General features: G+C 67.3%; 27 protein-coding genes. 15 read left to right on the top strand and 12 right to left on the bottom strand.

Translation table 11 applies throughout. The annotated features are described in order from the left end of the window. Positions 1 to 1,007, bottom strand: a 1,007-nt coding sequence (locus ABIC51_RS00005; protein WP_244117135.1) for an ABC transporter ATP-binding protein, incomplete at its 3' end; no start/stop codon positions are given. Here ABIC51_RS00005 and ABIC51_RS00010 point away from each other — a divergent pair. Next, entirely contained in the window at positions 979 to 1,344 is a 366-nt protein-coding gene (locus tag ABIC51_RS00010) for a hypothetical protein (protein ID WP_162269115.1), read from the top strand. The genes ABIC51_RS00005 and ABIC51_RS00010 overlap by 29 nt on opposite strands. 174 nt (positions 1,345 to 1,518) lie before the next feature. Here the strand turns inward: ABIC51_RS00010 and ABIC51_RS00015 are convergent, their stop codons facing one another. The 3 genes from ABIC51_RS00015 to ABIC51_RS00025 all read right to left on the bottom strand — a co-directional run bounded on the left by ABIC51_RS00015 (position 1,519) and on the right by ABIC51_RS00025 (position 3,254). Next, positions 1,519 to 1,986, bottom strand: coding sequence for a nucleoside deaminase (locus tag ABIC51_RS00015; protein ID WP_124819131.1), 468 nt, complete (start codon positions 1,984 to 1,986; stop codon positions 1,519 to 1,521). Between the two features lie 107 nt (positions 1,987 to 2,093). Continuing rightward, positions 2,094 to 2,564: a cyanase gene (gene cynS, locus ABIC51_RS00020; RefSeq protein ID WP_014900458.1), complete on the bottom strand. Its 471-nt coding sequence runs from the start codon at positions 2,562 to 2,564 to the stop codon at positions 2,094 to 2,096. 30 nt (positions 2,565 to 2,594) lie between these two features. Continuing rightward, a complete protein-coding gene (locus tag ABIC51_RS00025; protein WP_175898690.1) occupies positions 2,595 to 3,254 on the bottom strand; it encodes a carbonic anhydrase in 660 nt (219 codons plus the stop codon). 113 nt (positions 3,255 to 3,367) lie between these two features. On the opposite strand from ABIC51_RS00025, the gene cynR reads away from it, so the two are divergent. Continuing rightward, the gene (gene cynR / locus ABIC51_RS00030; RefSeq protein ID WP_175898688.1) at positions 3,368 to 4,264 is read left to right on the top strand and encodes a transcriptional regulator CynR; all 897 of its coding nucleotides are present in this window, start codon (positions 3,368 to 3,370) and stop codon (positions 4,262 to 4,264) included. Between the two features lie 84 nt (positions 4,265 to 4,348). Further along, the gene (locus tag ABIC51_RS00035; protein WP_027789888.1) at positions 4,349 to 4,804 is read left to right on the top strand and encodes a DUF3304 domain-containing protein; all 456 of its coding nucleotides are present in this window, start codon (positions 4,349 to 4,351) and stop codon (positions 4,802 to 4,804) included. 39 nt (positions 4,805 to 4,843) lie between these two features. On the opposite strand, the gene ABIC51_RS00040 is transcribed toward ABIC51_RS00035, so the two are convergent. Together ABIC51_RS00040 and ABIC51_RS00045 are read right to left on the bottom strand one after the other, a co-directional pair. Continuing rightward, on the bottom strand, positions 4,844 to 5,047 hold the full coding sequence (locus ABIC51_RS00040) for a hypothetical protein (protein ID WP_027789889.1): 204 nt from the start codon (positions 5,045 to 5,047) through the stop codon (positions 4,844 to 4,846). Positions 5,048 to 5,081: 34 nt separating this feature from the next. Then, positions 5,082 to 6,413 (bottom strand): DUF3422 family protein, encoded by a 1,332-nt coding sequence (locus tag ABIC51_RS00045; RefSeq protein ID WP_027789890.1) that lies wholly within the window; start codon positions 6,411 to 6,413, stop codon positions 5,082 to 5,084. A 161-nt stretch (positions 6,414 to 6,574) separates the two neighbouring features. On the opposite strand from ABIC51_RS00045, the gene ABIC51_RS00050 reads away from it, so the two are divergent. After that, positions 6,575 to 7,450: a LysR family transcriptional regulator gene (locus tag ABIC51_RS00050; RefSeq protein ID WP_021160509.1), complete on the top strand. Its 876-nt coding sequence runs from the start codon at positions 6,575 to 6,577 to the stop codon at positions 7,448 to 7,450. On the opposite strand, the gene ABIC51_RS00055 is transcribed toward ABIC51_RS00050, so the two are convergent. From ABIC51_RS00055 to ABIC51_RS00065, 3 genes are all read right to left on the bottom strand, one after another. Continuing rightward, positions 7,451 to 8,011 (bottom strand): hypothetical protein, encoded by a 561-nt coding sequence (locus tag ABIC51_RS00055; RefSeq protein WP_175898687.1) that lies wholly within the window; start codon positions 8,009 to 8,011, stop codon positions 7,451 to 7,453. 155 nt (positions 8,012 to 8,166) lie between these two features. Next, entirely contained in the window at positions 8,167 to 8,517 is a 351-nt protein-coding gene (locus ABIC51_RS00060; protein WP_060373271.1) for a hypothetical protein, read from the bottom strand. 226 nt (positions 8,518 to 8,743) lie between these two features. Further along, positions 8,744 to 9,661 (bottom strand): LysR family transcriptional regulator, encoded by a 918-nt coding sequence (locus tag ABIC51_RS00065; protein WP_027789893.1) that lies wholly within the window; start codon positions 9,659 to 9,661, stop codon positions 8,744 to 8,746. 326 nt (positions 9,662 to 9,987) lie between these two features. Between ABIC51_RS00065 and fae the strand changes: the two genes are divergently transcribed. From fae to ABIC51_RS00085, 4 genes are all read left to right on the top strand, one after another. Continuing rightward, positions 9,988 to 10,512: a formaldehyde-activating enzyme gene (gene fae, locus ABIC51_RS00070; RefSeq protein ID WP_146254590.1), complete on the top strand. Its 525-nt coding sequence runs from the start codon at positions 9,988 to 9,990 to the stop codon at positions 10,510 to 10,512. Positions 10,513 to 10,553: 41 nt separating this feature from the next. After that, positions 10,554 to 11,576, top strand: a complete 1,023-nt coding sequence (locus ABIC51_RS00075) for an aldo/keto reductase (RefSeq protein WP_175898685.1) — start codon at positions 10,554 to 10,556, stop codon at positions 11,574 to 11,576. 22 nt (positions 11,577 to 11,598) lie between these two features. Next, positions 11,599 to 13,050 (top strand): NAD-dependent succinate-semialdehyde dehydrogenase, encoded by a 1,452-nt coding sequence (locus ABIC51_RS00080; RefSeq protein WP_175898682.1) that lies wholly within the window; start codon positions 11,599 to 11,601, stop codon positions 13,048 to 13,050. Positions 13,051 to 13,169: 119 nt separating this feature from the next. Next, positions 13,170 to 14,543, top strand: a complete 1,374-nt coding sequence (locus ABIC51_RS00085) for an MFS transporter (RefSeq protein ID WP_059696061.1) — start codon at positions 13,170 to 13,172, stop codon at positions 14,541 to 14,543. A 157-nt stretch (positions 14,544 to 14,700) separates the two neighbouring features. Here the strand turns inward: ABIC51_RS00085 and ABIC51_RS00090 are convergent, their stop codons facing one another. Together ABIC51_RS00090 and ABIC51_RS00095 are read right to left on the bottom strand one after the other, a co-directional pair. After that, complete coding sequence (locus tag ABIC51_RS00090; RefSeq protein WP_175898710.1) at positions 14,701 to 15,000, bottom strand: type II toxin-antitoxin system RelE/ParE family toxin; 300 nt, start codon at positions 14,998 to 15,000, stop codon at positions 14,701 to 14,703. Then, positions 14,997 to 15,254 (bottom strand): type II toxin-antitoxin system ParD family antitoxin, encoded by a 258-nt coding sequence (locus ABIC51_RS00095; RefSeq protein WP_048021519.1) that lies wholly within the window; start codon positions 15,252 to 15,254, stop codon positions 14,997 to 14,999. Before ABIC51_RS00095 ends, ABIC51_RS00090 begins: the two co-directional genes overlap by 4 nt. Positions 15,255 to 15,464: 210 nt before the next feature. Between ABIC51_RS00095 and ABIC51_RS00100 the strand changes: the two genes are divergently transcribed. From ABIC51_RS00100 to ABIC51_RS00110, 3 genes are all read left to right on the top strand, one after another. Further along, the gene (locus tag ABIC51_RS00100) at positions 15,465 to 16,199 is read left to right on the top strand and encodes a hypothetical protein (protein ID WP_354006299.1); all 735 of its coding nucleotides are present in this window, start codon (positions 15,465 to 15,467) and stop codon (positions 16,197 to 16,199) included. A gap of 106 nt (positions 16,200 to 16,305) precedes the next feature. After that, on the top strand, positions 16,306 to 17,031 hold the full coding sequence (locus ABIC51_RS00105) for a hypothetical protein (RefSeq protein ID WP_060086102.1): 726 nt from the start codon (positions 16,306 to 16,308) through the stop codon (positions 17,029 to 17,031). Beyond that, complete coding sequence (locus ABIC51_RS00110) at positions 17,028 to 17,381, top strand: hypothetical protein (RefSeq protein WP_091925223.1); 354 nt, start codon at positions 17,028 to 17,030, stop codon at positions 17,379 to 17,381. The genes ABIC51_RS00105 and ABIC51_RS00110 overlap by 4 nt, the downstream gene beginning before the upstream one ends. Positions 17,382 to 17,547: 166 nt before the next feature. Here the strand turns inward: ABIC51_RS00110 and ABIC51_RS00115 are convergent, their stop codons facing one another. After that, entirely contained in the window at positions 17,548 to 18,423 is an 876-nt protein-coding gene (locus ABIC51_RS00115; RefSeq protein WP_146254594.1) for a LysR substrate-binding domain-containing protein, read from the bottom strand. A gap of 239 nt (positions 18,424 to 18,662) precedes the next feature. Here ABIC51_RS00115 and ABIC51_RS00120 point away from each other — a divergent pair, with 239 nt between their 5' ends. The 4 genes from ABIC51_RS00120 to ABIC51_RS00135 all read left to right on the top strand — a co-directional run bounded on the left by ABIC51_RS00120 (position 18,663) and on the right by ABIC51_RS00135 (position 24,047). Beyond that, positions 18,663 to 19,601, top strand: a complete 939-nt coding sequence (locus tag ABIC51_RS00120; RefSeq protein WP_011356424.1) for a LysR substrate-binding domain-containing protein — start codon at positions 18,663 to 18,665, stop codon at positions 19,599 to 19,601. A 330-nt stretch (positions 19,602 to 19,931) separates the two neighbouring features. Continuing rightward, positions 19,932 to 21,356 carry an aldehyde dehydrogenase gene (aldA, locus tag ABIC51_RS00125; RefSeq protein ID WP_175898676.1) on the top strand — a complete coding sequence of 475 codons (1,425 nt, stop codon included), beginning with the start codon at positions 19,932 to 19,934 and terminating at the stop codon, positions 21,354 to 21,356. Positions 21,357 to 21,486: 130 nt separating this feature from the next. Continuing rightward, positions 21,487 to 22,833: an MFS transporter gene (locus tag ABIC51_RS00130; protein ID WP_175898674.1), complete on the top strand. Its 1,347-nt coding sequence runs from the start codon at positions 21,487 to 21,489 to the stop codon at positions 22,831 to 22,833. After that, entirely contained in the window at positions 22,830 to 24,047 is a 1,218-nt protein-coding gene (locus ABIC51_RS00135; RefSeq protein ID WP_060174207.1) for a mandelate racemase/muconate lactonizing enzyme family protein, read from the top strand. Before ABIC51_RS00130 ends, ABIC51_RS00135 begins: the two co-directional genes overlap by 4 nt. The last annotated feature ends 3 nt before the right edge of the window (positions 24,048 to 24,050 follow it).

Here is a 24,050-nt window from a genome sequence, read left to right on the forward strand (position 1 = left end):
TTGCCGCTCGGCAGGCGCACGTGGTACAGCGAGTAGCTGCCCATGTACGCGATGTCGGTCACGACGCCGCGCGCCCAGTTGTGTTTCGAGCCCGGTTTCTCGCGCGACACGTGCACGCGCTCCGGGCGCACCGAGATGCCGACCGGCATGCCGAGCGGGCCGGTCACGCCGTGGCTCACGTACATGCGCGCTTCGAGGTCGTCGCTTTCGACGAAGATGTGGTCGGGCTCGTCCTCGACCACGCGTCCTTCGAAGAGGTTGGTCGAGCCGATGAATTCGGCCGAGAAACGGCTGTTCGGGTATTCGTAGACTTCGCCGGGCGAGCCGATCTGCACGATCTTGCCTTCGCTCATCACCGCGAGGCGGCTCGCCATCGTCATCGCTTCTTCCTGGTCGTGCGTGACCATCACGCAGGTCACGTCGACTTTCTCGATGATGTTCACCAGTTCGAGCTGGGTCTTCTGACGGATCTTCTTGTCGAGCGCGGACATCGGCTCGTCGAGCAGCAGCAGCTTCGGGCGCTTGACCAGCGAGCGGGCGAGCGCGACGCGCTGCTGCTGGCCGCCGGAGAGCTGATGCGGCTTGCGCTTCGCGTACTTGCTCATCTGCACGAGCGCGAGTGCTTCGGCCACGCGTTCCCGGATCTCGTTCTTCGGCGTGCCTTCCTGCTTCAGGCCGAACGCGACGTTCGATTCGACCGTCATGTGCGGGAACAGCGCGTACGACTGGAACATCATGTTGACCGGGCGGCGATACGGCGGCAGCGACGCGAGGTCCTCGCCGTCGACGAAGATCTTGCCGGAGGTGGCCGTCTCGAGCCCGGCGAGCATGCGCAGCAGCGTCGACTTGCCGCAGCCCGAGCTGCCGAGCAACGCGAACAGCTCGTTCTTCGCGATCGTCAGGTTCACGTTGTCGACGGCCGTGCTGTCGCCGAATTTCTTCACGACGTTTTCGATGCGGACGAACGTGTCGTTCGGCTTGAGCATGTTCGTCGTCGGTCGATGCATCGCATCAGGTGTACTGAATGAATCCCGTTTCATGATGGTCCGTTTCAAGCAGGTAAGCGAATCTCAGGCGTCACGCGCGACCGGCGGCAGTCGGGCTGTGCTGGCGGAGAGAGATCGAGCGATTCCTCGTCCGGAACGAATGGCGCAACGAAACAGGCAGGGAAAACGCACGGCGATCGATGGCGATCAGTCGCGAACGACCGCGGCCACCGCGCTGGCTGTCATGAAGATTTCATCGGTTTTCATCGGGCTTTCCGCACGTTTCCGTCGTCTCCAGTGCGAATTTTTAAACCCGTCAAAAACCTTTTGGATCGCGGATTTCCGTTCCGGACATTGAACGGGATCGATGTTTGGGAAGGTGGGAAAACGGAGGCACGACCCGCCTCGCGCGGCAGCGCGGGCGCCCCGGCGGCACGGGCGCCGCCGGATGACACGGAAGACGAAACGGAGGGTGGGGAAAACGAGCAGCCGGGCGGCTGCAACGCGCGGCCTGGGCGCCGCGCGGGTCACGTCACTTCGCGTTCAGTTCCTTCCAGCGCCGGTACACGTCGATCGCGCCGCCGTGCTTCTGCTGCACCATCGGCAGCCGGCGCGCCTCGATCGGCTTCGCATATTCGGCATAGAACGTATCGAGCTCGAAATACTTGCGGTCGTCTCGGTAGAACGGCGCGTAGTCCTCGCGCGTCGTGATGTAGACCACGCGTTTCGGGCTGCAGTAGTACAGCGCGCCGAGACACATCGGGCACGGGCTCGCGAGAATGTAGATCTCGCAGTCGGTCAGGTGCTCGGTGCCGAGCTTGCGGCAAGCGTCGCGCACCGCGAGGATCTCGGCGTGCGCGGTCGGGTCGCTGGTCTGCGCGACGAGGTTCGGGCTCTCCGCGACGATCTCGCCGTCGCGGACGATCACCGTCGCGAACGGACGGCCGCCCTCTTCCACGTTCTTCATCGCAAGATCGATCGTGCGCTTCACAAAATCCATGGCTGCGTCCTGGTTGAAACGGCATGGCGGGAACGTGCGCCGGCCGGTGGCCGATGCACGTCGGGCGAGAGCCTGCACGGCACCGCTGCCGCGGCGCCGCGCCGGCGTCAGAACGGCTTGGTCGGCAGGTACTTGCCGTCGAGCGTGATCACCGCACGCGAACCGCCCTCGGGATCGTCGACCTTCTTCACGTCGAGCCGGAAATTGATCGCGCTGATGATGCCGTCGCCGAACTTCTCGTGTACGAGTGCCTTCAGCGTCGTGCCGTACACCTGCAGCATTTCGTAGAAGCGGTAAATCGTCGGGTCGGTCGGCACGCGATCGTCGATGCTGCCGCGCAGCGGGATCGTCTGCAGCAGCAGCACCGCATCGTCGTCGAGGCCGAGCTTGTCCGCGACACTGCGCGCCGCATCGGCCGGCAGCGCATGCTGGCCGAGCAGCGCGGCCGTCACGAACGCTTCGCTCAGGCCCGTGCCTTCGGTGAGCTGCGCGAACGACAGGTTCTTGCGCGCCTTCGCGAGAACGACGGTCTCCGCGAGCGCGTGGCGGGCGGTCTGGCTGTGCTGGGACTGGATCATGGCAATTCCTCGTGGGTAGGTTGGAGCGAGTCAGGCCGCGACGGGAAGCGTCGCGGGTGTGGCGCGGACCTCGGGATGGTCCGCCAGGGAGACGAACCGGCCGGTCGCGCCGTCATGGGCGTCGATGCAGCCCGATTCGATGTCGTAGACCCAGCCGTGCAGCGCGAGCCGCCCTTCTTCGAGCGCGAGCCGCACGGCGGGGTGCGTCTTCAGGTTCGCCAGTTGCGCGACGACGTTCTCGCGCACCATCGAGTCGATCCGCTCGCGTTCGCTGCAATGCGTGCGCGCCTCGTTCACGACACGCGCCGAATCGGCATAACGCAGCCAATGGCCGACTGCCGGCATGTGGTCCATGCACTGGCAGGTGGCAATCGCGGTCATCGCGCCGCAATCGGAATGGCCGCAGATCACGACGTCGGTCACGCGCAGCGCGGCCACCGCGTATTCGACGGACGCCGACACGCCGCCCGGCTCGGGGCCGTACGACGGCACGATGTTCCCGGCATTGCGGATCACGAACAGGTCGCCCGGTTCGCGCTGCGTGACGAGTTCGGGCACGAGCCGGCTGTCCGAGCACGAGATGAACAGCGCGCGCGGATGCTGGCTGCGCGCGAGATCGCGGAACAGCGTGGCGCGTGCCGGATACGCGTCGCGCTGGAACTTCAGGAAGCCTTCGATGATGTCCTTCATCGCGTGTTCTCCGGTGCGGGTGGAATCGACGAAGAGCAGGTTACGCCGGGCTTCCAATAAGGTAAAAGACTGATTTATGATCCACCGGATAAGCAGGACTTATAGGAACCGTCATGCTGCTGCGCCATATCCACTACTTCCTGGCCGTCGCCGAGCATCGCAGCTTCACGCGCGCGGCCGCCGCGCTGCATGTGTCGCAGCCCGCGCTGTCCCAGCAGATCCGCCAGCTCGAGGAGACGCTCGGCGCGCAGCTGTTCGACCGCACCGGGCGCGTGACCCGGCTGACCGACGCCGGCGACGTGTATTTCCGCTATGCGCGGCAGGCGCTGCACGATCTCGCGGAAGGCCGGCGCGCCATTCACGACGTGCAGGATCTCAGCCGCGGCTCACTGCGGATCGCGGTCACGCCGACCTTCACGAGCTATCTCGTCGGGCCGCTGGTCGAGGCGTTTCACGGCCGCTATCCGGATGTGTCGCTGTCGGTGCGCGAGATGTCGCAGGAACGCATCGAGGCGCTGCTCGTCGACGACGAGCTCGATGTCGGCATCGCGTTCGACGAGGTGCAGACGGCGGATCTCGAAGCGCAACCTCTGCTGGTCGAAACGCTCGCGCTCGTCGTGAGCCGCCGGCATGCGCTCGCCGGAAAACGCAAGGCCGGCCTGCGCGCGCTGCACGACGCGTCGCTCGTGCTGCTCACGGCCGAATTCGCGACACGCGTGCAGATCGACCGCTATTTCCGCGAGCACGATGTGCGGCCGCGCGTGTCGATGGAAGCGAATTCGCTGGGGGCCGTGATCGAGATCGTGCGCCGCACGAACCTCGCGACGCTGCTGCCCGCGACGATCGCGAGCGGCCACGACGATCTCGCCGCCGTCGCGCTCGAACCGGCCGTCCTGCGGCGTACGGCCGTGCTGCTGCAACGCAAGGCGGCGTACCGGAGCGCGGCCGCGCGCGCGTTCGTCGAACTGGCGCTGGCGCATGGGGCGGGGCCTGTCGGGCGCGCGCGATGACCTCGGCCGCCGGGGTGCACGGCACGCGCCCTGGCGCTATCGGCAACCGATCGTGCCGCCGAACCGACTCACAGGAACACCGGCATGCCGAACCTGCTACGCCGCCTGACACTCAACCCGGTCGCCATCGCGGCATTGCTGGCGGGCGCGGCCTGGTGGATCCACGCACAGACGCGCGCCGACGGCCCGTATCGCGTCGTGGGGTTCAACTACACCGATCGTGGTGTCTACAGTTTCGTGGTGGATGGCTTCGGCGCGGGCAGCGTGCACGCGCGCCAGTTCGGCGGCGGGGGCGGCACGATGTGCTGCATGAGCGTGCCGCGCGGCAAGAAGACCTGGCACGTCAGGATCACGTACGATCTGACGCCTGAAGAAGACGCCCGGAACCAGGCGCCCGACATCGTCGAAACCGACGTCGCCGTGCCGGCTTTGCCGAACCGGCGCGACGGTTATATCGAGTTTCATTTTCTACCCGGCCGCAAGATCGACGCCCGATGGGTGGCGTACCCGACGATGCCGCGCATGCGCGCCGCCGGGTGATCGGGAAGGGACTGCGCAGCCCACCCGCCCGGCGCTGCGTCAGTTGTAACCGAGAATCGCCACCGCCGCGACGTCCGGCCGATCGATCGTATTCCCGACGAGCGACGTCATCGGCTCCTGCAGCACGGCCTGATACGACGTCACGCGCGCGGCCTCCGGCACGCCCGCGTCATCCGGTGCCGGTTCGTCGAACGCGGCATCGAAGCCGCTGTAAAACCCCGGTTGCTTCTGCGAAAAAGTCATCTCCACTCCTTTACCTGATCAAGTTTTCGATGTTCTAGCCGACCTGCTTCAACGCCGCCGCATGCCCCGCCGCGCCGTCATGCGCACTGTCATGCGCCGCCTCCGATCGCGCCAGCTGCGCGCGCGTGCGCCGCGTGATGTGAATCACCGCGAACACGACCGGCGCGATCAGCAGGCCTTCCGCCAGTTCGGGATCGACCGGCAGGTTCATCACGTGCAGCGCCTTGAACGCCGCCGTCGCGAGCGACAGCACGTAGTACGAAATGGCGGCCACCGACAGCCCCTCGACCGCGTGCTGCAGATGCAGCTGGTTGCGCGCGGTGCGCTCCATGCCCGCCAGCAGGCGCGTCACGTCCTTTTCCTGCGCGAGGTTCACGCGCGTGCGCAGCAGGTCGACCGCTCGCGCGATCCGCGCGGCGATCTGCTCGTGGCGCGCCCATACGCTGCGACAGGTTTCCATCGCCGGCGCGAAACGCCGCTCCATGAATTCGGCGATCGTCGGCATCCCTTCGATTCGTTCCTCGCGCAGCTCGTGGATGCGCGCCAGCACGAGCTTCTCGTACGCCCGCGACGCGCTGAAGCGCGCGCCCGATCCCGACAGCGACTCGACCCGTACCGCCAGATGCGTGAGCTTGACGAGCAGCGCGGTATCGTCGCCGTCGGCGCCGCTCGCGTCCATCCGCTGCATCAGTGCATGGAGCGCCGCGTGGATCTCGTCGAGCTCGCGGCTCATCCGGCGCGCGACGGGCAGCGCCAGCAGGGCCATCATCCGGTACGTCTCGATTTCATGCAGGCGCTGCAGCAGGCGGCCGCCCTGCTCCTCGCGGAAATCCTCGTCGACGACGAGAAAGCGCATGAAACCGTCGTCGCGCACATGCCAGTCGCAGAACACCTTGCCGCCGCCGAGCACGTTACTGCCGACGAGCGCGGGCCCGTCGATCCAGCGGCGCAGGTCGCCGCAGACGAGCCGCGCGGCGTCGCCCGTGAGCAGCTCCATGCGCACCGCGACGAAGCGGATGCCGGCAAGCCGCGCGAACCACGCGGCCGGAATGCCCTCGATCGCGAGATCGTCGAAATAACCGGTGTCGCGGCGCGGCGCGACGAACGTGAAGGTCGAGAATTCGGTGTGGCGCTCCCACTTCAGGTGCCAGCCGCTCGGCGACTGCACCGCGTAGTGCGTCGCGCCTTCGTGCGGCGCGGCGATGCCGGTATCGCGGCACAGCGCGTGCAGCAGCGTTTCGTGGATGTCGGGCTGGCCGTCCGCGTAGATCGCGTAATGCGTGAGCGACACGGCTTCGGCGAGCCGCAGGAACGGCCGGGCATGCAATTCCGCGGCCAGCGCCGCGCGCAACGGATGGTCCATCATCGATACACCACGCTTCCCTGTTCAGTCCCGCACACCGGATCGTCCGGCCCGAACGCCGCGCCGCCCCCGGGCGAAACGTCAGCGTGATCGCACTATGGCAGACACACAGCAACAATAAAAACGCATAATGCTGATCGTTACGTTCAGTTTTCCTGATACCCATGAAGATGCTCGATCACGACGTGCTGGCCACCGTCGTCGCCGTCGCGGAGACCGGCAACATGACCCGCGCGGCCGAGGCCGTGAACCGTTCGCAGTCGGCCGTGAGCATGCAGATCAAGAGCCTGGAAGACGCGATCGGGCGGCCGCTGTTCGTGCGCAAGCCGCGCAGCATCGTGCTGACGCGCGAAGGCGAGGTGCTGCTGGGATTCGCCAGACGAATGCTGGCGCTGCGCGACGAGGCCTGGGCGGCCGTGGTGCGGCCGGAAGTGACCGGCAAGGTCGTGATCGGCGTGCCGGACGACTATGCGTCGTCGCTGCTGCCGTCGGTGCTGAAGAAGTTCTCGGCGACCTACCCGAAGGTCGAGATCCAGGTGATGGGGCTGCCGAGCAGCGCGCTCGCGCCGCTGATCAAGGAAGGCACCGTCGATCTCGTCTGCGGCACGCGCATCAAGGGGCTGTCCGGCGACTTCATCCGCCACGAGCCGATGGCGTGGGCCGCGATGACGAACGGGCCGCGCGTATGGGAAGAGCGGCCGCTGCCGATCGCGGTGTTCATGCCGGGCAGCGTCGCGCGCGAGAACGCGATCCGCAGCCTCGAACGCGCGAAGGTGCCGTACCGCACCTCGTATGAAAGCCCGAGCCTGCTCGGGCTGCTCAGCATGGTCGAGGCCGGCCTCGCGGTCGCGCCGCTCGCGCGCTGCGCGATTCCCGCGCAACTGTCGATGCTCGGCCGCGCGCACGGGCTGCCCGACCTGCCGCCGCTCGAACTGATTCTCGCGCGCAGCACGAAATCGAAGCGGCCGCCGTGCGACTTTCTCGCGGAACAGTTGATGGAAGACCTGCAGCGTCAGACCGGGCAGACCGGCGACGCGTGATCAGCGCATCGCGCCGAACCCGGCCGCGCCCAGCGCCGCGTTGACGTTCGCGGCCACCTGATCGACGAGCGCTTCCAGCGTATCGCCGCATACCTGCGTGTGTTCCGGTGCGACATGCTCCGCGCGTTGCCAGCCCCACTGCGCGCCCGACGCGACCGACAGCGTCGCGCCGAAGCGGTTGCCGTGGCGGCGGCCGAAGGTGCTCACGCGCCGCCCGGCCATGTAGTCCTGTTCGGGCAGACAGAGCCGGATCTCGACCGCGACCTGGTCGCGATCGTTGACGCGCGCGGCCGGGCTGACCGTCGCGGCGAACACCTTGCCGATCCGCCAGGTCACGTCGCGCTCCCACGCCGCGAGCGGCCCGCCGGCCGCGTCGACCCGCTCGGTGTCCACCGACCACTGATGCCGGTCGGGCACGACGATCGCCTGATGCAACAACATTTCGGCCACGCGCACCGTCGTCACGAGCTGACGCGCGAGTTGCTGGCCCGACGGCAGCGACGCCGTCCGTACCCGGCCGTTTGCCGGCCGCGCGACAGGTACTGCTTCCAATAGATCCATGACTCCTCCGCATGCATGATCGGCGCCGCGCACGCAGCATCGCGCGCCTGTCCGCCGCCTGAGGGCGGACAGCACGGCGACCGGCGACCGGGCGGCGGATCGGACAAGCCATCAAGGAACGAACCACAACCCACGAGCAACAGCCGTTCCCAACTTCACCGTGCCTTCGGCCCGACCCGCAACCGGCGCGCGACCGGCCCGATCACCGCATCGGCCTGCTGCGCGATCAGCATGTGCAGCGTGAAATCCAGGTCTTCCGGCGCGATGTCGAAGCGCACGTGCACCACGTCGCGCACGGCGCGCGCGCTGACGACGTACACGCCGAGCGGGGAATGCAGCAGCGCCGCGAGCCGCGCATGCGCGTGTTCTCCGGAGTCGGCCGTCAGCGTGACGGGCAACTGCAGGCGCGGGCGCGGCGGCGGGAACGGAATGACGTTGTTGCGTACGCCGGCGCGCAACTGGCGGCCAGCGACATCGAAGGCGGGAACGGGATGAATGAAGGTCATGGAGCGGACGGAAGCCGTCTCGGCTGTTCGACACGTCCCCAGCTTAGAAGAGACCGCATAAACGTCGTGCAAAAAAACGGGCCGCCCGTGCAAAAAACGGCACCGGGGACACAACACGTCAACGGCCAGCGGCATGGCGGCCGGCCGTGCGGTCGCGATGCGCGCGCCGCGACCGCCCGCCACCCGCCACGGTTCGCACCAATCAAACCGTGCGCCGGCCGCCGCGCTACGCGAACGCTTCGAGCGACGCGCGCCGCCGCTCGTCGACCATCGATTCGATCAGCGACACCAGATCGTCGGTCAGCGGATCGCAGATGCCCGGCGAGCGATGCAGTTCGAGATCGGCCGCCGGCAGCAGCGGCAGCCCGTCCGTCTCGTCGAGCACGCGCCAGTTCTCGGGCAGCGTGCAGCGGTCGATCATCGTCACGGCCGCGCCGTGGTTCACCGCGATCTTGATGCCGGTCGGGCTCTGGCTCGTATAGACGACGTGATACGGCCGCCCGGCCGTCGCGAGCGCCTGCAGCCCGCGCTGCCGGTAGCAGCACGTCTCCGGAAACAGCGCGAGCGGCACCGACGCCTGCGGGCCGAGCACGAAATCGCGGTGCGCGGCCCACACGACATCGTGCCGGCCGAGCAGCCGCCCGCCCGCGTTCGGCCCGTGCCGCACGACGAGCGCGACGTCGAGCTCGCCGGCCTGCAGCCGTTCGAGCAGTTCGAGCGACGTGCGGCAATGCACGTGAAAACGCGCGCCCGGCCGCATCGCATAGAACGACTTCAGCAGGTCGGGCAGCCACAGCTCCGCGTAGTCCTCCGGCAGCCCGAAGCGCACGACGCCGCGATCGCTGCTCGCCTGCTTCAGCGCGAGGATCGCGTCGTTCTGCACCTGGATGATGCGGCGCGCATGGATCAGGAAATTCTCGCCGTCGCGTGACAGTTCGAGCCGTCGGCTGTTGCGCATGAACAGGTGCGTGTCGAGCCGCTCCTCGAGCGTGCGGATGCGCAGGCTGATCGTCGACTGCGTGCGATGCAGTTGCCGGGCCGCCGCGGTGAAGCCGCCGCTCTCGACCACGGCGACGAATGCCCGGATCAGTTCCGGATCGAGCGAACTGAGCTTCGACCAATCGGGCCTTTGAATGGCAGCCATCGGAATTACTCGCTTTCGAAAAAAGAAGGGAAGACGAAAGATAGGGCTCGGAGTACGCCGATTGTTGTCCGGATGCGCCCGGCCCTCCAACCCCTGCCCGGGTATGACAAACCCGGAGCCGGTTCACGAACGAGCACCCGCCAGTTCCGCCCCGCCCGCCGTCACGACACCGGCCGAGGCCCGCCCGGCGGGCGTCCGCGTGACGGGCCAAGGGCTTTCCCGGAGACGACGAAAACTCATAGCCCGATCAGAAAACATCGATTCACCGGCCGCGCCGCGGCCCACCACAATCGCCTCACACCCAACCTCATCGACGAGACATCGCAATGACCGCATCCCAACCCAGGCAGCTTTACATCGGCGAAGGCTTCGAAGGCCCCGGCGTCAACCTCGCGCACATCAACGTGCTGGTCGGCCCGCGCAACGGCCCCGCGGGCCAGGCGTTCGCCACGGCCCTCGCGACGCCGTCGGCCGGCCATGCGCCGTTCGTCGTGATCGCGCAGCCGGGCGTGCCGACCAAGCCGATCACGCTGTACGTCAACAAGGCGCAGATCGCCGGCGATTTCCACGGCAACGCCACGTGGGGCGCGTCGCAGGCCGGCATCGCGAAGGCCGTCGCCGAAGCGCTCGAGAACGGCACGCTGCCGCCCGAAGCGGAGAACGACTGGGTCGTCGTGTCGGCGAACTGGGTGAACCCGCAGACCGACGATCTCGATGCCGTGTTCGAGAACAACTATCGCGCGTGCCGCACCGCGATCGTCGCCGCGATGGAAGGGCTGCCGCATCGCGACGCGGTATTCGCCGCCGCGCGCGACGTGTCGAACCCGTTCTACACCCCGAAGAAAAACTGAAGACGACAAGCGGCCGACACAAGGCCGCACCTGGAGGAAGCATGGAATACGTCCGCCTCGGCCAGTCCGGCCTGAAGGTGTCCCGCCTGTGTCTCGGCACGATGAACATGGGCACCCCCGACTGGAAACCCTGGATCTTCGACGAAGCGCAGAGCGAGCCGATCGTGCGCCGCGCGCTCGACACCGGCGTGAACTTCATCGATCTCGCCGATTTCTATTCGACGGGCGTCGGCGAGGAAGTGGTCGGCCGCATCCTGAAGCGCAACGCGCGCCGCGAGGAGCTCGTCGTGACGACCAAGGTCGGCTACGACATGGGCAGCTACCCGAACGCGGGCGGCCATTCGCGCAAGCACGTGCTCGACGGCATCGACGCTTCGCTGAAGCGGCTCGGGATGGATTACGTCGACATCTTCATGCTGCACTTCTTCGACGTGAACACGCCCGTCGAGGAAACGATGAGCGCGCTGCACGACATCGTGCGCGCGGGCAAGGCGCGTTATATCGGCGTATCGACGATGTACACGTGGCAGTTCGCGAAAATCATGCAGGCCTGCGAACGAAACGGCTGGGACAAGCCGATCAACATGCAGCTGCAGCTGAACCTCGCGTATCGCGAGGAGGAGCGCGAGATGGTGCCGTACTGCATCGACCAGGGCGTCGGCGTGTCGGTGTTCAGCCCGCTCGCGCGCGGCCTGCTGACCTGCGAGCCGCAATCGACGCGCAACCAGACCGACTTCTTCACCGCGCAGATGTACGGCGATGCCGCATCGCTCGCGATCGCGGAATCGGTCGCGAAGGTCGCGAAGCGACGCGGCGTGCCGCCCGCGCAGATTGCGCAGGCGTGGGTGCTGAGCCGCCCCGGCGTCGCGAGCATGCTGGTCGGCGCGGATTCCGTCGCGCAGTTCGACAGCGCGCTCGGCGCGCTCGAGACACAGCTCACCGAAGAGGAATTGCACGAACTGGAGCGCAACTACACGCCGTGCGACCTGATCAACGACTACACGGCCGGCAAGCGCATCGCGCGCGCGTCGCGTCCGGCGCAGGGCAGTTTCGCGACGGACTGAGGCACTGAAGGAACGACACACGATGAACGAATTTCTGAGGACCGGCCATTACATCGGCGGTGAATGGCACGAACCGCATGGCGCGAGCGATGCGACCTATCCGGTGCTGAACCCCGCGACCGGCGAAACGATCGCGAAAGTCGCGAAAGGCGGCGCCGACGACACGCAACGCGCCATCGACGCGGCCGCGCACGCGTTCCCCGCGTGGCGCGCACTGACCGCGAAGGAGCGCGGCGCACGCGTGAAGCGCTGGAGCGAGCTGATGCTCGAACATCGCGACGCGCTCGCCGGGCTGCTGACGCGCGAGCAAGGCAAGCCGCTCGCGGAAGCGCGCGGCGAAGTCGCTTACGCGGCGAGCTTTCTCGAATGGTTCGCGGAAGAAGCGAAGCGCATGTACGGCGACGTGATCCCGAGCCCGAAGCCGGATGCGCAGATCGTCGTCACGCGCGAGCCGGTCGGCGTCGTCGCGGCGATCACGCCGTGGAATTTCCCGCTCGCGATGATCACGCGCAAGGCCGGCCCCGCGCTCGCGGCCGGCTGCACGATGGTGCTGAAGCCGTCGGAGGAAACGCCGCTGTCGGCGTTCGCGCTCGCGGTGCTCGCCGAGCGCGCGGGCGTGCCGGCCGGCGTGTTCAACGTCGTGTCGGGCGACGCGGTCGCGATCGGCGAAACGCTGACGAGTTCGCCCGTCGTGCGCAAGCTGTCGTTCACGGGCTCGACGCGGGTCGGCAAGCTGCTCGCGAAGCAGTCGGCCGACACGCTGAAGAAGCTGTCGCTCGAACTCGGCGGCAACGCGCCGTTCATCGTGTTCGACGATGCCGATCTCGATGCGGCGGTCGCGGGCGCGATCGCGTCGAAGTTCCGCAACACGGGCCAGACCTGCGTGTGCGTGAACCGCTTTCTCGTACAGGACGGCGTGTACGACGCATTCACGCGCAAGCTCGCGGACGCCGTGCGCACGCTGCGCGTCGGCAACGCGCTCGCGGGTGAGGTCGACCAGGGGCCGCTGATCAACGAGGCGGCGCTCGGCAAGGTCGAGCGGCACGTGGCCGATGCGGTCGCGAAGGGCGCGCACACGCTCACCGGCGGCAAGCGTCATGGGCTCGGCGGCACGTTCTACGAGCCGACCGTGCTGACCGGCATGACAGCCGACATGCTGATCGCCGAAGAGGAAACCTTCGGCCCCGTCGCCGGCTGCTTCCGCTTCACGACCGAGGAAGAGGCCGTCGCCGCGGCCAACGATACGCCGTTCGGGCTGTCCGCGTACTTCTATACGCGCGATCTCGGCCGCGCGTGGCGCGTGTCGGGTGCGCTGGAAAGCGGAATGGTCGGCGTCAACGACGGGATCATCTCGACCGAAGTCGCGCCGTTCGGCGGCGTCAAGCAATCGGGGCTCGGCCGCGAGGGCTCGAAATACGGCCTCGACGAATACGTGGAACTCAAGTACACGCTGATGGCCGGCCTCGGCCGCTGACCGCTCCCCGCGGTCGACCCGCGCCGCGCGCCGCCCGGCCGCGCGGCGCCTTGCACGGCGCTCGCGGCGCAGCGCCGCCTGCGCGCGCCGCCGCGCCAGATAACAATCCAGGAGGCAGCTTGACCCAAGCCGACGTTCAATCCGGCACCGCGCGCGCGTTGCCGCTGTCGCGCGGCGCCGATGCGCCGCACCGCCCCGTCGCGCTCGACGACGTGCCGCTCAACCGTTTCCACGTGAAGATCGCCGGCCTGACGTTCGGCGCGCATTTCACCGAAGGCTACACGCTCGGCACGATCGGCTACGCGCTCGCCGCGCTCGGCAGGCAGATGCCGATCGACGCGTTCTGGATGGGGATGATCGGCAGCTCGGCGCTGATCGGCATCTTCCTCGGCAGCCTCGTGTTCGGCTGGCTGTCCGACCGGATGGGCCGCCAGAAGATCTTCCTGACGAGCTTCGTGATCATCACGGCGGCCGCGTTCGCGCAGTTCTTCGTCACGTCGCCGCTCGAACTGTGCGTACTGCGCGTGCTGATCGGCTTCGGGATGGGCGGCGATTTCACCGTCGGCCACGCGATCCTCGCCGAATTCTCGCCGCGCAAGCATCGCGGCACGCTGCTCGGCTCGTTCAGCGTGATCTGGACGATCGGCTATGTCGCCGCGAACGTGCTCGGCCTCGCATACGGCGACGCCACGCCCGATGCATGGCGCTGGCTGCTCGCATCGGCTGCTTTGCCGGCGCTGATCGTGCTGGTCCTGCGGATCGGCACACCCGAATCGCCGCGCTGGCTGCTCGGCAAGGGCCGCGTGCAGGAAGCACGCGCGATCGTCGCGAAACATTTCGGGCCGCACGTGATGCTCGACGGTTCGGCCGAACCGCATGCGAATGCCGGCTTCGCGCGGCTGTTCCAGCGTGACCTGATCCGCCGCACGATTTTCAACTGTGCGTTCTTCGTGTGCCTCGTGATTCCGTATTTCGCGATCTACACGTTCCTGCCGACGATCCTGAAGACGATCGGCCTCGCCGAAGGCTTCGGTGCGGACCTGCTGCTGAACGCGTTCCTCGTGCTGGGCGCGCTGATCGGCATAGGGCTGACGATCCGGCTGTCGCGACGCGGTTTCCTGATCGGCTCGTTCGCGGTGACGTGCGCGTCGCTCGTCGCGCTCGCGGTGCTGCCGTCGGCGGCGGCCGTCGCGATGATCGTCGCGTTCGCGATCTTCACGCTGACGATGTCGGCGTTCAGCAACCTCGTCGGCGTGTTCCCGCCCGAGTGCTTCCCGACCGAAGTCCGCGCGAGCGGCGTGGGCCTCGCGATCGCGTGCAGCCGGCTCGGTTCGGCGATCGGCACGTTCCTGCTGCCGGCCGGCATCGCGACGCTCGGCTTTCACGCGACGATGTTCGCGCTCGCGGGCGTGCTGCTGGTGGGGATGATTGTGTCGATCGCGTGGGCGCCGGAGACGAAGCATCTGACGCTGGAGGAGGCGTCGGGGCATTGACGACGGAGGCCGGTGGCGTGCCCGCCTGCTTCGTCACGCTCGGTGCCTTCGCTTCGACTCGCCGCCGATGCGTACCGGCGGTGCCGATCGCGATTCGAACGAACCCGGCCGCGGCCGGGTTCGCGCATTCCGGCCGCGATGCAGTGCGCGCGTTCGTTCAGAACAGAATCGACGCGTAGTCCCGCGCGCCGTGCAGGATGTGAAGAATGTCGATCCGCGCCGGCGGATCACCGACGACCCGATAGAAGATCTGGTAGTTGCCGTACACGCGGTGCCGCACGCCGTGACGCTCGAAGCGCGGCACCAGCGGAAACGCCAGCGGCATCGCGGCCAGACTCATGCACTTGTCGCGAATCTCCTGCACGAACGTCACGGCGCGTTGCGGGTTGTCGCGTGCGATGTAATCGGCGACCGCTTCGAGTTCGTCAATCGCAAAACCGGACAGGCGCACGATCAGGCCTGCCGATCCGCCTGCGCCCGATACTTCGCCTCGAGACGATCGAAGACTTCCGCCGCCTCGGCGCCGCGTCCTGCTTCCGCATCGGCCAGGCTGCGCGCGATCACCGCGTCCAGCGCATTCAGTTGCGCCTCGCGATCCTGGATCAGGCGCACGCCTTCGCGCAGCACTTCGCTCTTGGATCCGTAGCGCCCCGATTCGACCAGCTTCGCGACGTAAGCCTCCAGTTGCTGGCCCAGTTCCGCACTGATCATGTCGACCTCCCGACCGGATTGAATTCGATCCGACGAGCGTACCTTGGTTATCAACTATTATCAAGAAGACACGCTCCGGACGGAACGGCGCGAACACTTTCACGGCCGATCGGGTGAATGGACGGAACGGGATTCAGGCAGGCTGCTGCTGCGGTGCCGGCATTCATCCGGGTTTCGCCTTCACTCGTGTAGCCTTGCCGAACGCCCACCATGCGAACACCGATCATGATTGAAGACATCGTCACGCCACAACCCGGCCTGAAGGTCTACCCGTCGGACACCGACGTCTTTGCCGAGGCCGATGCCGCACTCGCGCGCCATCTGCATCCGCTCGTGTCGATCGACCTGGCGACGGTCGATCCGTCGTGGCAGGGCTGGGTCCACCTGCTCAACCCGGTCGAACCTTATGACGGGCTCGTCGGGCAGGACACGGCCGCGTACCACAACGACTATCTTCGCGCGAACTGGATCGGGTTCCGGCTCGACGACAACAACCGCTACACGCTGCTCGGCGACCGGCGCTACTTCTATCTGGAAAACCCGCCCGACCCGCGGGACGCAGGCTATCGCAAGGAACTGGAGGCGCATTACGCCGAGCAACAGGCCAGCATCGAAGCCGCGCGCAAGCGGTTCGCCGAATACGGCGTGCTCTACTCGTCCAACCAGTACGCGCCGGACGAGCGCGATTTCAGCCAGGAAAAGCCGTGCAATCTCGTCGACCAGCTTGGCGGATCGGTCGGCTGGGGCAACTGGTCGGGCACGTCGGATTTCCCGGTCGACGACAGCGATCCGGACGACATCCGGCCGATCGGCCCCGACGGGGCGCGGTTTCGCTTCGTTGCCGGCGTGACCGGATGGGAATATCGCGCGGCGGGCGCCGACTGGATTCTCCTGTTTTACGAACCGGTCGGCCGCGTGGCGCTGCTGACGTTCGACTGGTCGTAAGGCGGGCGGGACGGCGGGCGTTCCGCCTCGTGGTTGGCCGTTCGGCGGACTCGGCGCGGCGGATTCGCGGCGATAGGCTGGGGGTTTCCGATTTTCGACCGCAACCATGCCCGCCCGCCTTGTCGACCTCAGTCATGTCCTGCCGTACGAGACGACGTACTTCGACGACCGGCTCGCGGTCGAACGAAACGGCCTCGATATTTCCGCGTTGCTGGGTGTGGACGGTCACGTTCCCGACGCGTTGCTGGTTTCGTTGTGCGGCGCGCCCACCGGATCGGAGATTCAAGCCTATCTCGACAGCAGAGGCTGGTTGACGCTCTCGGTCACGAACACCACCTGGATCCGATCCGAAAACCGCGTATCGGTGCGTCGAGAATCGGACACATCCCTACTTGAACTCAAGACGATCGATCTCGTCGACAACGCAATCGCGGGACTCGGCGCGGCGATGCTGTGGCGCATCGTCAGGGCATCTGATACGTTGGGCATCAGCCGAATCATTGCATTCGCAGCGGGGGGCCGGAAGGCCGCGCCCAAACCGGGCGGGCGCCGGCTACTCGGATACTACGCATGGCCACGGTTCGGTTTCGACGCGCCCATTCCCGACAAGTGCAGCGATGAAGCAGCGTTGTTCCAGTATTTCCAGGGGCGCCCGGCCGGTCTTGCCGACGGATCGCTCCGGTCGCTGCGTGCGCTCTATGCCACACGATTCGGGCGAGATTTCTGGCGTGTGGCGGGATCACATCGCTGGATGTCATTCGACGTCGCACCGCACGGCACATCGGCGCAGGCGCTGCAAAGATACCTGATCGAAAAGGGGATTTACGAATGAACGCAAAGCATACGCCCATTGCCGGATTCCGGATCGCGCGCGCCATGGCAAAGCGGGGCCGGCCGGCGAACCGGCATCGCCTTGCTCTCGTCTCCGAAGCCAGGCAACTCCTCGATACGCTCGTCGCAAACGAACTCCATCGAAGCCTGGCGCGCGTCATGCGCCAGTCCGTCATCGGGCATGACATACGACCGGCCGACATGCCGGCATCCCCGCCTCGACGCGCCGTCTTCAACGTCGGGCGTATCGATCTCTCCAAGTGCCAGTTGCCAGTCGAATCGATCGCCGAAATCGAAGCCAGCGGCCGCCGGGAGACACTCATGCACTTCGGACACGACCCCGACGCGTAGCCGGCAACGACGGGAAGAAGCCGTCTGGCTCGGCTCGACATCGAGCGTACAGGTCTCCCGTTGGTAACGATCTTTAACGGACACCAAAGTTGGAAGCGGTGTGCGACCGGCGCGGACCGATCCGATTTTTCCCACATTCCGATCAGCCGCGTCCCACAGTCGCCCCCTATCCCTTCCGCCCCACCTGCTCCCGCAACCACGCGGCAAACGCAAGCACGTGCTCGACCGCGACACTCTCCGGCTCGACATCGAGCCAATAGCCGAACGGCCCGATCGGCTGCACCGGCGACAGCCGCACGAGGCTGCCTTCAGCGATCTCCTCCTCGATCATGTTCAGGTCGACCACCGCGAGCCCCGCCCCCTTGCGCGCTGCGCGGATCGCCTGTTCGAGCGTGGAAAACTCGATGCCGTCGCCGATCCGCGCCACCGGCACGCCCGCCTGCTCGCACCAGTCGGCCCACAGCGTCAGGCGCTTGCCTTCGTGCAGCACATGCAGCGACGGCAACCGGCCGAGCAGCACGTCGAGCGCATCGCCGCGATAACGCGGCGCACCGACGAGCGCATGCCGCTCCATCATCAGCAGCTCCGACTGCATCCCCGTGCGCGCCGCGCGCCCGAAGCGGATGTGGCAATGGCAATCGTCGGCCGGCTCGGTGCGGATCGACAGCTCGACGTCGGGCAGCGTCTCCGCGAGCGTGCCGAGCCGCGGCGAAAACCACTGCGTCGCGAACGTCGGCGGCAGCGACACCGTCAGGCGCCGCTTCGCACCCGGCCGCGTGGCGACGACTTCGTCGACGCCGCGCTCGATCGTGTCGAACGCCTGCCCGATGAACGGCAGCAAGCGCTCGCCGGCCTCGGTCAGGCGCACGCCCTTGTGATCGCGCTCGAACAGCCGCGCGCCGAGCGCTTCCTCGAGCAGCCGGATCTGCCGGCTCACCGCCCCCTGGGTCACGCACAGCGAAACCGCCGCACGGTTGAAGCTCAGGTGACGCGCGGTCTCCTCGAAAAATCGCAGCGCGATCAACGATGGCAGGCGTCGCATGATGTGTGTCCCTTTCGTTCGTATCGTTCGTATCGTTCACGTCGTTCGTGCTGTTGCCGGCCGTCACCGCCGTCCATCCTGCGGGCCGCCTGATCGCAACCCTGCGCGCCAGCCGCCGCGCCGTAAAAACCCCGAGGACCCGCACTCTCCTTCGCCTCCATTCATCGTCCCCGCGCCCGCGCCGCCCGCCTACAATAAGCATCCCGCACCAAACACGACACCGCCCCGTGAGACGCAAGATGCCGGCGCTGAACGCGCTGAAAGCCTTCGAGATGGCCGGCCGCACCGGCAGCTTCACGCGCGCGGCCGAACTGCTCAACGTAACGCAGAGCGCGGTGAGCCGCCAGGTTCGCCAGCTCGAAGGCCAGCTCGGCGAAACCCTGCTCGAGCGGCGCCATCACCAGCTCGAACTGACGGCGGCCGGCCGCGTGCTGCTGCGCGCGCTGCAGCAATCGTTCGACAAGATCGAGCTGACCGTGCGCAGCCTGCAGGAAAAAACCCACCTGAACCGCCTGCGCGCGAACGTGCCGCCCACCTTCGCCGCGCGCTGGCTGATGCCGCGGCTCGGCCGGCTGCGCGACGCGCATCCCGAATTCGAGCTGAGCCTCACGACCCGCATTCACGACAGTCTCGGCGAATCGCGCGTGCTCGACTGCGCGATCCGGTTCGGCGACGGCGAATGGGACGGCTTCGACAACGCACTGCTGATGCAGGAGCAGCATATCGCCGTCTGCGCACCGGCGCTGTATGCGCGGCTGCGACAGGACGGCGCGCCGATCGACCTGAACCGCTTCACGCTGCTGCACGTGCTCGCCACCGACGACCAGCGCTACCTGACCTGGCAGCACTGGCTGAAGGCCGCCGGCATCGCCGACGTCGACACGCGCGGCGGCTACGAATTCGACCTGCTCGACCACGCGATCCGCGCGGCGATCGACGGCCTCGGAATCACGATCGCCGATCGCCACATGGTCGCGCGCGAGCTGGCGACCGGGCAACTGATGCAGGTGCTCAACGTGCACGTCGACGGCCATCAGTCGTACTGGTTCGTCACGCGGCCCGAACAGACGAACCTGCCGCACATCGTCCAGTTCCGCGACTGGCTGCAGCAGGAAGTGTGGCTCGCGAAGCGCCACCTCGAACCGTCGTCGCCGCTTCCGCAAGTGCCGCTGGCCTAGCAGCCCCCCGCCCCGACCGACCGCGAGCGCCGTCGACCGGCACGCGCGGGCGACACCTTACCGGTTTCCACGCCCGTCCGCATTCGGCCCCGTCTGAAAATGCGGCCCGGCCACCGCCCGCCCCGCGTCTGCCCCCCGGCTCGCGCCACGGCAGCCTTGCCGGACGGGCGATTCCGGCCGACAGTCCGAGTAACGTGCGTTTTTCTCATGCCCGGCGCGAAAATAAGTCGTTTGTCGTGCGCTAAACGCATGAAGAGAATGGCCTCTGTCCCGTGCCGCGCGTGTCGCCACCCGAAGCGATCCGCCTGCATTCATCGGAGGAGTCACTTCATGCGCACCGAACGCAATTACGTGAACGGCCGTTTCGTCGCCCCGGAAAGCGACGCGTTCATCGTCGTCCACAATCCCGCCACCGAAGCGCCGTTCGCGCGCGTGCCGGCCGCGACGCCGGCCGACGCACTCGCCGCCGTCGACGCCGCGGCCGCCGCGCAGAAGGCGTGGCGCAAGCTGCCGAGCGCAGAGCGCGCCGCGTACCTGCACCGCTTCGCCGACGCGCTGACCGCGCGTGCGCCCGAGATCGGCGCGGCGCTCGCGCAGGAATCCGGCAAGAGCGTCGAGGACGCGTCGAACGAAGCCGTCTACGCGGGCCAGATCACGCGCTATCACGCCGAGTGGGCACGCCGGATCGAGGGCGAGCTCATCCCGAGCGACACGCCCGACGAGAACCTGTTCCTGCAGCGCGAGCCGATCGGCGTCGTCGCGTGCCTGATCCCGTTCAACTATCCCGTCTACACGCTGCTGCGCAAGGTCGCGCCCGCGCTGATCGCCGGCAACACCGTGGTCGTGCGGCCGAGCAACCACACGCCGGTATCCGCGTTCGAGATCGCGAAGGCGGCCGACGATGCGGGCTTCCCGCCGGGCGTCGTCAACATTCTGACGATGGATCACGCGACGGCCGAAGCGCTGTGCACGCACCCGGCAGTCGGGATGATCACGCTGACCGGCAGCGTGAACGCGGGCCGCAAGGTGCTCGATTACTGCAAGGCGAACATCGCGAAGCCGTCGCTCGAACTCGGCGGCAAGACCCCCGCGATCATCGAGCCCGACGCCGATCTCGAACGCGCGGCCGCCGCGCTCGTCGCGTCGAAGACGACCCATTGCGGCCAGCTCTGCACGGCGATCGAGCGCGTGTACGTGCACGACTGCGTGCACGACCGTTTCGTCGCACTGCTGAAGGAGAAGATGGCGGCCGTGCGCATCGGCGACCGGGCGGAAGATGCCACGCGGATGGGCCCGCTCGTCAGCGCATCGGCACGCGCGCACATCCACGGGATGGTCGAACGCGCGATCGCGGCAGGCGCGACGCTCGAAACCGGCGGCGCGATCCCCGACGGCCCCGGCTTCTTCTACCCGGCCACGCTGCTCACCGGCGTGCGGCAGGACATGGAGATCGTGCGGGAGGAGACCTTCGGCCCGATCATGCCGGTGCTGCGCTACGCGACGATCGACGAAGCGATCGCGCAGGCGAACGACCACCAGTTCGGCCTGTCGTCGGTGCTCTACACCGAGCGCTACCGCACCGCGATGACCGTCGCGAACGCGATCGAAGCCGGCGAGCTGTACGTGAACCGCACGCCGGCCGATCCGTACCAGGGCTTCCATGCCGGCTGGAAACGTTCGGGCCTCGGCGGCGACGACGGCAAGCACGGGATGCTCGAATTCACGCAGACGCGCCTCGTCGTCATGAAGTACTGACACCGCGATACCCACGCACCGTTTCCGGCGCGCATACCAGGACACGACGCCGCGCGCCGGCCCTGACCCGACCAGACCATAAAAAAACTGCAGGCGTCCGCCTCGAGGACGCCTGATGGAGGAAGACATCATGCCGACCCAACCGTCGACGCCCGCCGCGTCGCTCGCGTTGCACGACGACGCTCATGCGTCGCAGCATTCCCGCGCGCAACGCTACCTGCAACTGCTGCTGCTCGTGATTGCCGCGGGCGCGATCTATCCGATGCTGTATCTGCGGCAGGTGTACCAGCCGACGATGCTGCAGTTCTTCCATATCGACGACGTGCAGCTCGGCTACCTGTATTCGTCGCTCGGCACGATCTTCCTCGTCAGCTACCTGCCGAGCGGCTGGCTCGCCGACCGCCTGTCGCCGCGCTGGCTGATCTGCTTCTCGCTGCTCGCGACGGGCGCGCTCGGGCTCGTCTACGCGACCGGGCCGTCGTTCGACACGCTCGTGCTGATCTTCGGCGGCTGGGGGCTGACCACCGGCCTCACGTTCTGGGCCGCCGTGATCAAGCGCGTGAACATGATCGCGGGCCCCGACGAACAGGGCCGTTTCTTCGGGCTGCTCGACGGCGGCCGCGGGCTCGTCGAGGCGCTGCTCGCGACGATCGCGATCACGCTGTTCGCCTACGTGACGCAGGCGCACGGCGGCACCGACGCGGCCGGCTTCAGGCTCGTCGTGCACCTGTACGCGTTCTTCTGCATCGCGCTCGGCGTGCTGCTCGCGCTGGTGAAGGATCCGGCGGGCGCGAGCGACCGTGCGGCCGCCGCGCAGCGCCGCACCGGCAGCGACCGCCGGGGCAACGTGCTGACCGACCTGAAGACGCTCGCGGCGATCCCCGAGCTGTGGCTCGTCGCCGCGATCGTGTTCTGCGGCTACCAGGTGTTCTGGGCGACCTACAGCTTCTCGGCCTATCTGCACGAAGGCAATTTCGGGCTCAGCGCGACGGCGGCCGGCTTCATCACGACGCTCAAGCTGTGGATGCGCCCGATCGGCGGCATCGGCGGCGGCTTCCTCGGCGACCGCGTATCGAAGGTGTCGGTGCTGTTCTGGGCGCTGGTGCTCGCCGCGCTGTCGCTCGTCGGCCTGATCGCCGCGCCCGCGCACAGCCCGCAGGCGATGCTCGTCGTGCTCGTGCTGTTCATCGGCATCCTCACCTACGCGATCCGCGCCCTGTACTGGTCGCTGCTCGACGACTGCAAGGTGCCGACGCATTGCGCCGGCCTCGCGATCGGCCTGATCTCGGTGCTCGGCTATTCGCCCGACGTGTTCGTGCCGCTGATCAACGGCTACGTGACGCAGACCTTCCCGGGCGCGCACGGCTACCAGCTCTATTTCGGCTATATCGCGGCCATCGCGCTCTGCGGCGCGGGCGCGGCCGCCTTCCTCAAATACCGTCTCACCCGCACTCACCGAATCCAGGAGTCCGCATGAAGATCGTTTCGCTCGAAACCCATATCGTCGCCGTGCCGCCGCCGCATGTCGGCGGGATGTACTGGATCTTCGTGAAGCTGAAGACCGACGACGGCATCGAAGGCGTCGGCGAGATCTATTCGGCGACGTTCGGCCCGAAGGCAATGGCCCCGATCATCGACGACGTGTTCGAACGCCACCTGCTGAACCGCGATCCGCATCACGTCGAACGGCTGTTCCGCCAGGCCTATTCGAGCGGCTTCACGCAGCGACCGGACCTCACGATGATGGGCGTCGTCAGCGGCCTCGAAATGGCGTGCTGGGACATCGTCGGCAAGGCCGCCGGCAAGCCCGTGTACGAACTGCTCGGCGGGCAGATCCACGAGCGGCTGCGCTCGTACACGTACCTGTACCCGAAGAACGCGAAGGGCGAATACGACTACGACGATCCCGATCTCGCGGCCGAATGCGCGGCCGAGAACGTGAAGCTCGGCTTCACCGCCGTGAAGTTCGACCCGGCCGGCCCGTACACGGCCTACTCGGGCCACCAGCTGTCGCTGGACGTGCTCGACCGCTGCGAGACGTTCTGCCGCAAGGTGCGCGAAGCCGTCGGCAGCAAGGCCGACCTGCTGTTCGGCACGCACGGGCAGATGGTGCCGTCGTCGGCGATCCGGCTCGCGAAGCGGCTCGAGAAGTACGACCCGCTGTGGTTCGAGGAGCCGGTTCCCCCCGGCCAGGAAGAAGCGATCGCGCAGGTCGCGAAGCACACGTCGATCCCGATCGCGACCGGCGAGCGCCTGACCACCAAGTACGAGTTCCACAAGCTGCTGCAGGCGGGCGGCGCGTCGATCCTGCAGCTGAACGTCGCGCGCGTGGGCGGCCTGCTCGAAGCGAAGAAGATCGCGACGCTCGCCGAAGTGCACTACGCGCAGATCGCACCGCACCTGTACAACGGGCCGGTGGGCGCCGCCGCGAGCATCCAGCTCGCGACCTGCACGCCGAACTTCCTGATCCAGGAAAGCATCATGACGTGGGGCGGTTTCCATGCCGAAGTCGTGAAGACGCCGATCCGCTGGGAGGACGGCTACATCATCCCGTCCAACGAGCCGGGCCTCGGCATCGAGCTCGACATGGACGTCGTGCGGCGCCACACGCCCTACACGGGCGAACGGCTGCACCTGCAGATGGGCGAACACCCCGTCGACGTGAAGGATCTCGCCCCCGCGAAGGGCTAAGCG

Source organism: Burkholderia sp. 572, from assembly GCF_040545135.1.
Lineage (GTDB): Bacteria > Pseudomonadota > Gammaproteobacteria > Burkholderiales > Burkholderiaceae > Burkholderia > Burkholderia cepacia.

What these genes read in the sequence shown, in the direction of transcription:
- ABIC51_RS00015 (WP_124819131.1), bottom strand. Translation starts at nt 1,986, where the DNA reads ATGGATTTTGTGAAGCGCACGATCGATCTTGCGATGAAGAACGTGGAA.
- cynS (WP_014900458.1), bottom strand. Translation starts at nt 2,564, where the DNA reads ATGATCCAGTCCCAGCACAGCCAGACCGCCCGCCACGCGCTCGCGGAG.
- ABIC51_RS00025 (WP_175898690.1), bottom strand. Translation starts at nt 3,254, where the DNA reads ATGAAGGACATCATCGAAGGCTTCCTGAAGTTCCAGCGCGACGCGTAT.
- cynR (WP_175898688.1), top strand. Translation starts at nt 3,368, where the DNA reads ATGCTGCTGCGCCATATCCACTACTTCCTGGCCGTCGCCGAGCATCGC.
- ABIC51_RS00035 (WP_027789888.1), top strand. Translation starts at nt 4,349, where the DNA reads ATGCCGAACCTGCTACGCCGCCTGACACTCAACCCGGTCGCCATCGCG.
- ABIC51_RS00040 (WP_027789889.1), bottom strand. Translation starts at nt 5,047, where the DNA reads ATGACTTTTTCGCAGAAGCAACCGGGGTTTTACAGCGGCTTCGATGCC.
- ABIC51_RS00045 (WP_027789890.1), bottom strand. Translation starts at nt 6,413, where the DNA reads ATGATGGACCATCCGTTGCGCGCGGCGCTGGCCGCGGAATTGCATGCC.
- ABIC51_RS00050 (WP_021160509.1), top strand. Translation starts at nt 6,575, where the DNA reads ATGAAGATGCTCGATCACGACGTGCTGGCCACCGTCGTCGCCGTCGCG.
- ABIC51_RS00055 (WP_175898687.1), bottom strand. Translation starts at nt 8,011, where the DNA reads ATGGATCTATTGGAAGCAGTACCTGTCGCGCGGCCGGCAAACGGCCGG.
- ABIC51_RS00060 (WP_060373271.1), bottom strand. Translation starts at nt 8,517, where the DNA reads ATGACCTTCATTCATCCCGTTCCCGCCTTCGATGTCGCTGGCCGCCAG.
- ABIC51_RS00065 (WP_027789893.1), bottom strand. Translation starts at nt 9,661, where the DNA reads ATGGCTGCCATTCAAAGGCCCGATTGGTCGAAGCTCAGTTCGCTCGAT.
- fae (WP_146254590.1), top strand. Translation starts at nt 9,988, where the DNA reads ATGACCGCATCCCAACCCAGGCAGCTTTACATCGGCGAAGGCTTCGAA.
- ABIC51_RS00075 (WP_175898685.1), top strand. Translation starts at nt 10,554, where the DNA reads ATGGAATACGTCCGCCTCGGCCAGTCCGGCCTGAAGGTGTCCCGCCTG.
- ABIC51_RS00080 (WP_175898682.1), top strand. Translation starts at nt 11,599, where the DNA reads ATGAACGAATTTCTGAGGACCGGCCATTACATCGGCGGTGAATGGCAC.
- ABIC51_RS00095 (WP_048021519.1), bottom strand. Translation starts at nt 15,254, where the DNA reads ATGATCAGTGCGGAACTGGGCCAGCAACTGGAGGCTTACGTCGCGAAG.
- ABIC51_RS00100 (WP_354006299.1), top strand. Translation starts at nt 15,465, where the DNA reads ATGCGAACACCGATCATGATTGAAGACATCGTCACGCCACAACCCGGC.
- ABIC51_RS00105 (WP_060086102.1), top strand. Translation starts at nt 16,306, where the DNA reads ATGCCCGCCCGCCTTGTCGACCTCAGTCATGTCCTGCCGTACGAGACG.
- ABIC51_RS00110 (WP_091925223.1), top strand. Translation starts at nt 17,028, where the DNA reads ATGAACGCAAAGCATACGCCCATTGCCGGATTCCGGATCGCGCGCGCC.
- ABIC51_RS00115 (WP_146254594.1), bottom strand. Translation starts at nt 18,423, where the DNA reads ATGCGACGCCTGCCATCGTTGATCGCGCTGCGATTTTTCGAGGAGACC.
- ABIC51_RS00120 (WP_011356424.1), top strand. Translation starts at nt 18,663, where the DNA reads ATGCCGGCGCTGAACGCGCTGAAAGCCTTCGAGATGGCCGGCCGCACC.
- aldA (WP_175898676.1), top strand. Translation starts at nt 19,932, where the DNA reads ATGCGCACCGAACGCAATTACGTGAACGGCCGTTTCGTCGCCCCGGAA.
- ABIC51_RS00130 (WP_175898674.1), top strand. Translation starts at nt 21,487, where the DNA reads ATGCCGACCCAACCGTCGACGCCCGCCGCGTCGCTCGCGTTGCACGAC.
- ABIC51_RS00135 (WP_060174207.1), top strand. Translation starts at nt 22,830, where the DNA reads ATGAAGATCGTTTCGCTCGAAACCCATATCGTCGCCGTGCCGCCGCCG.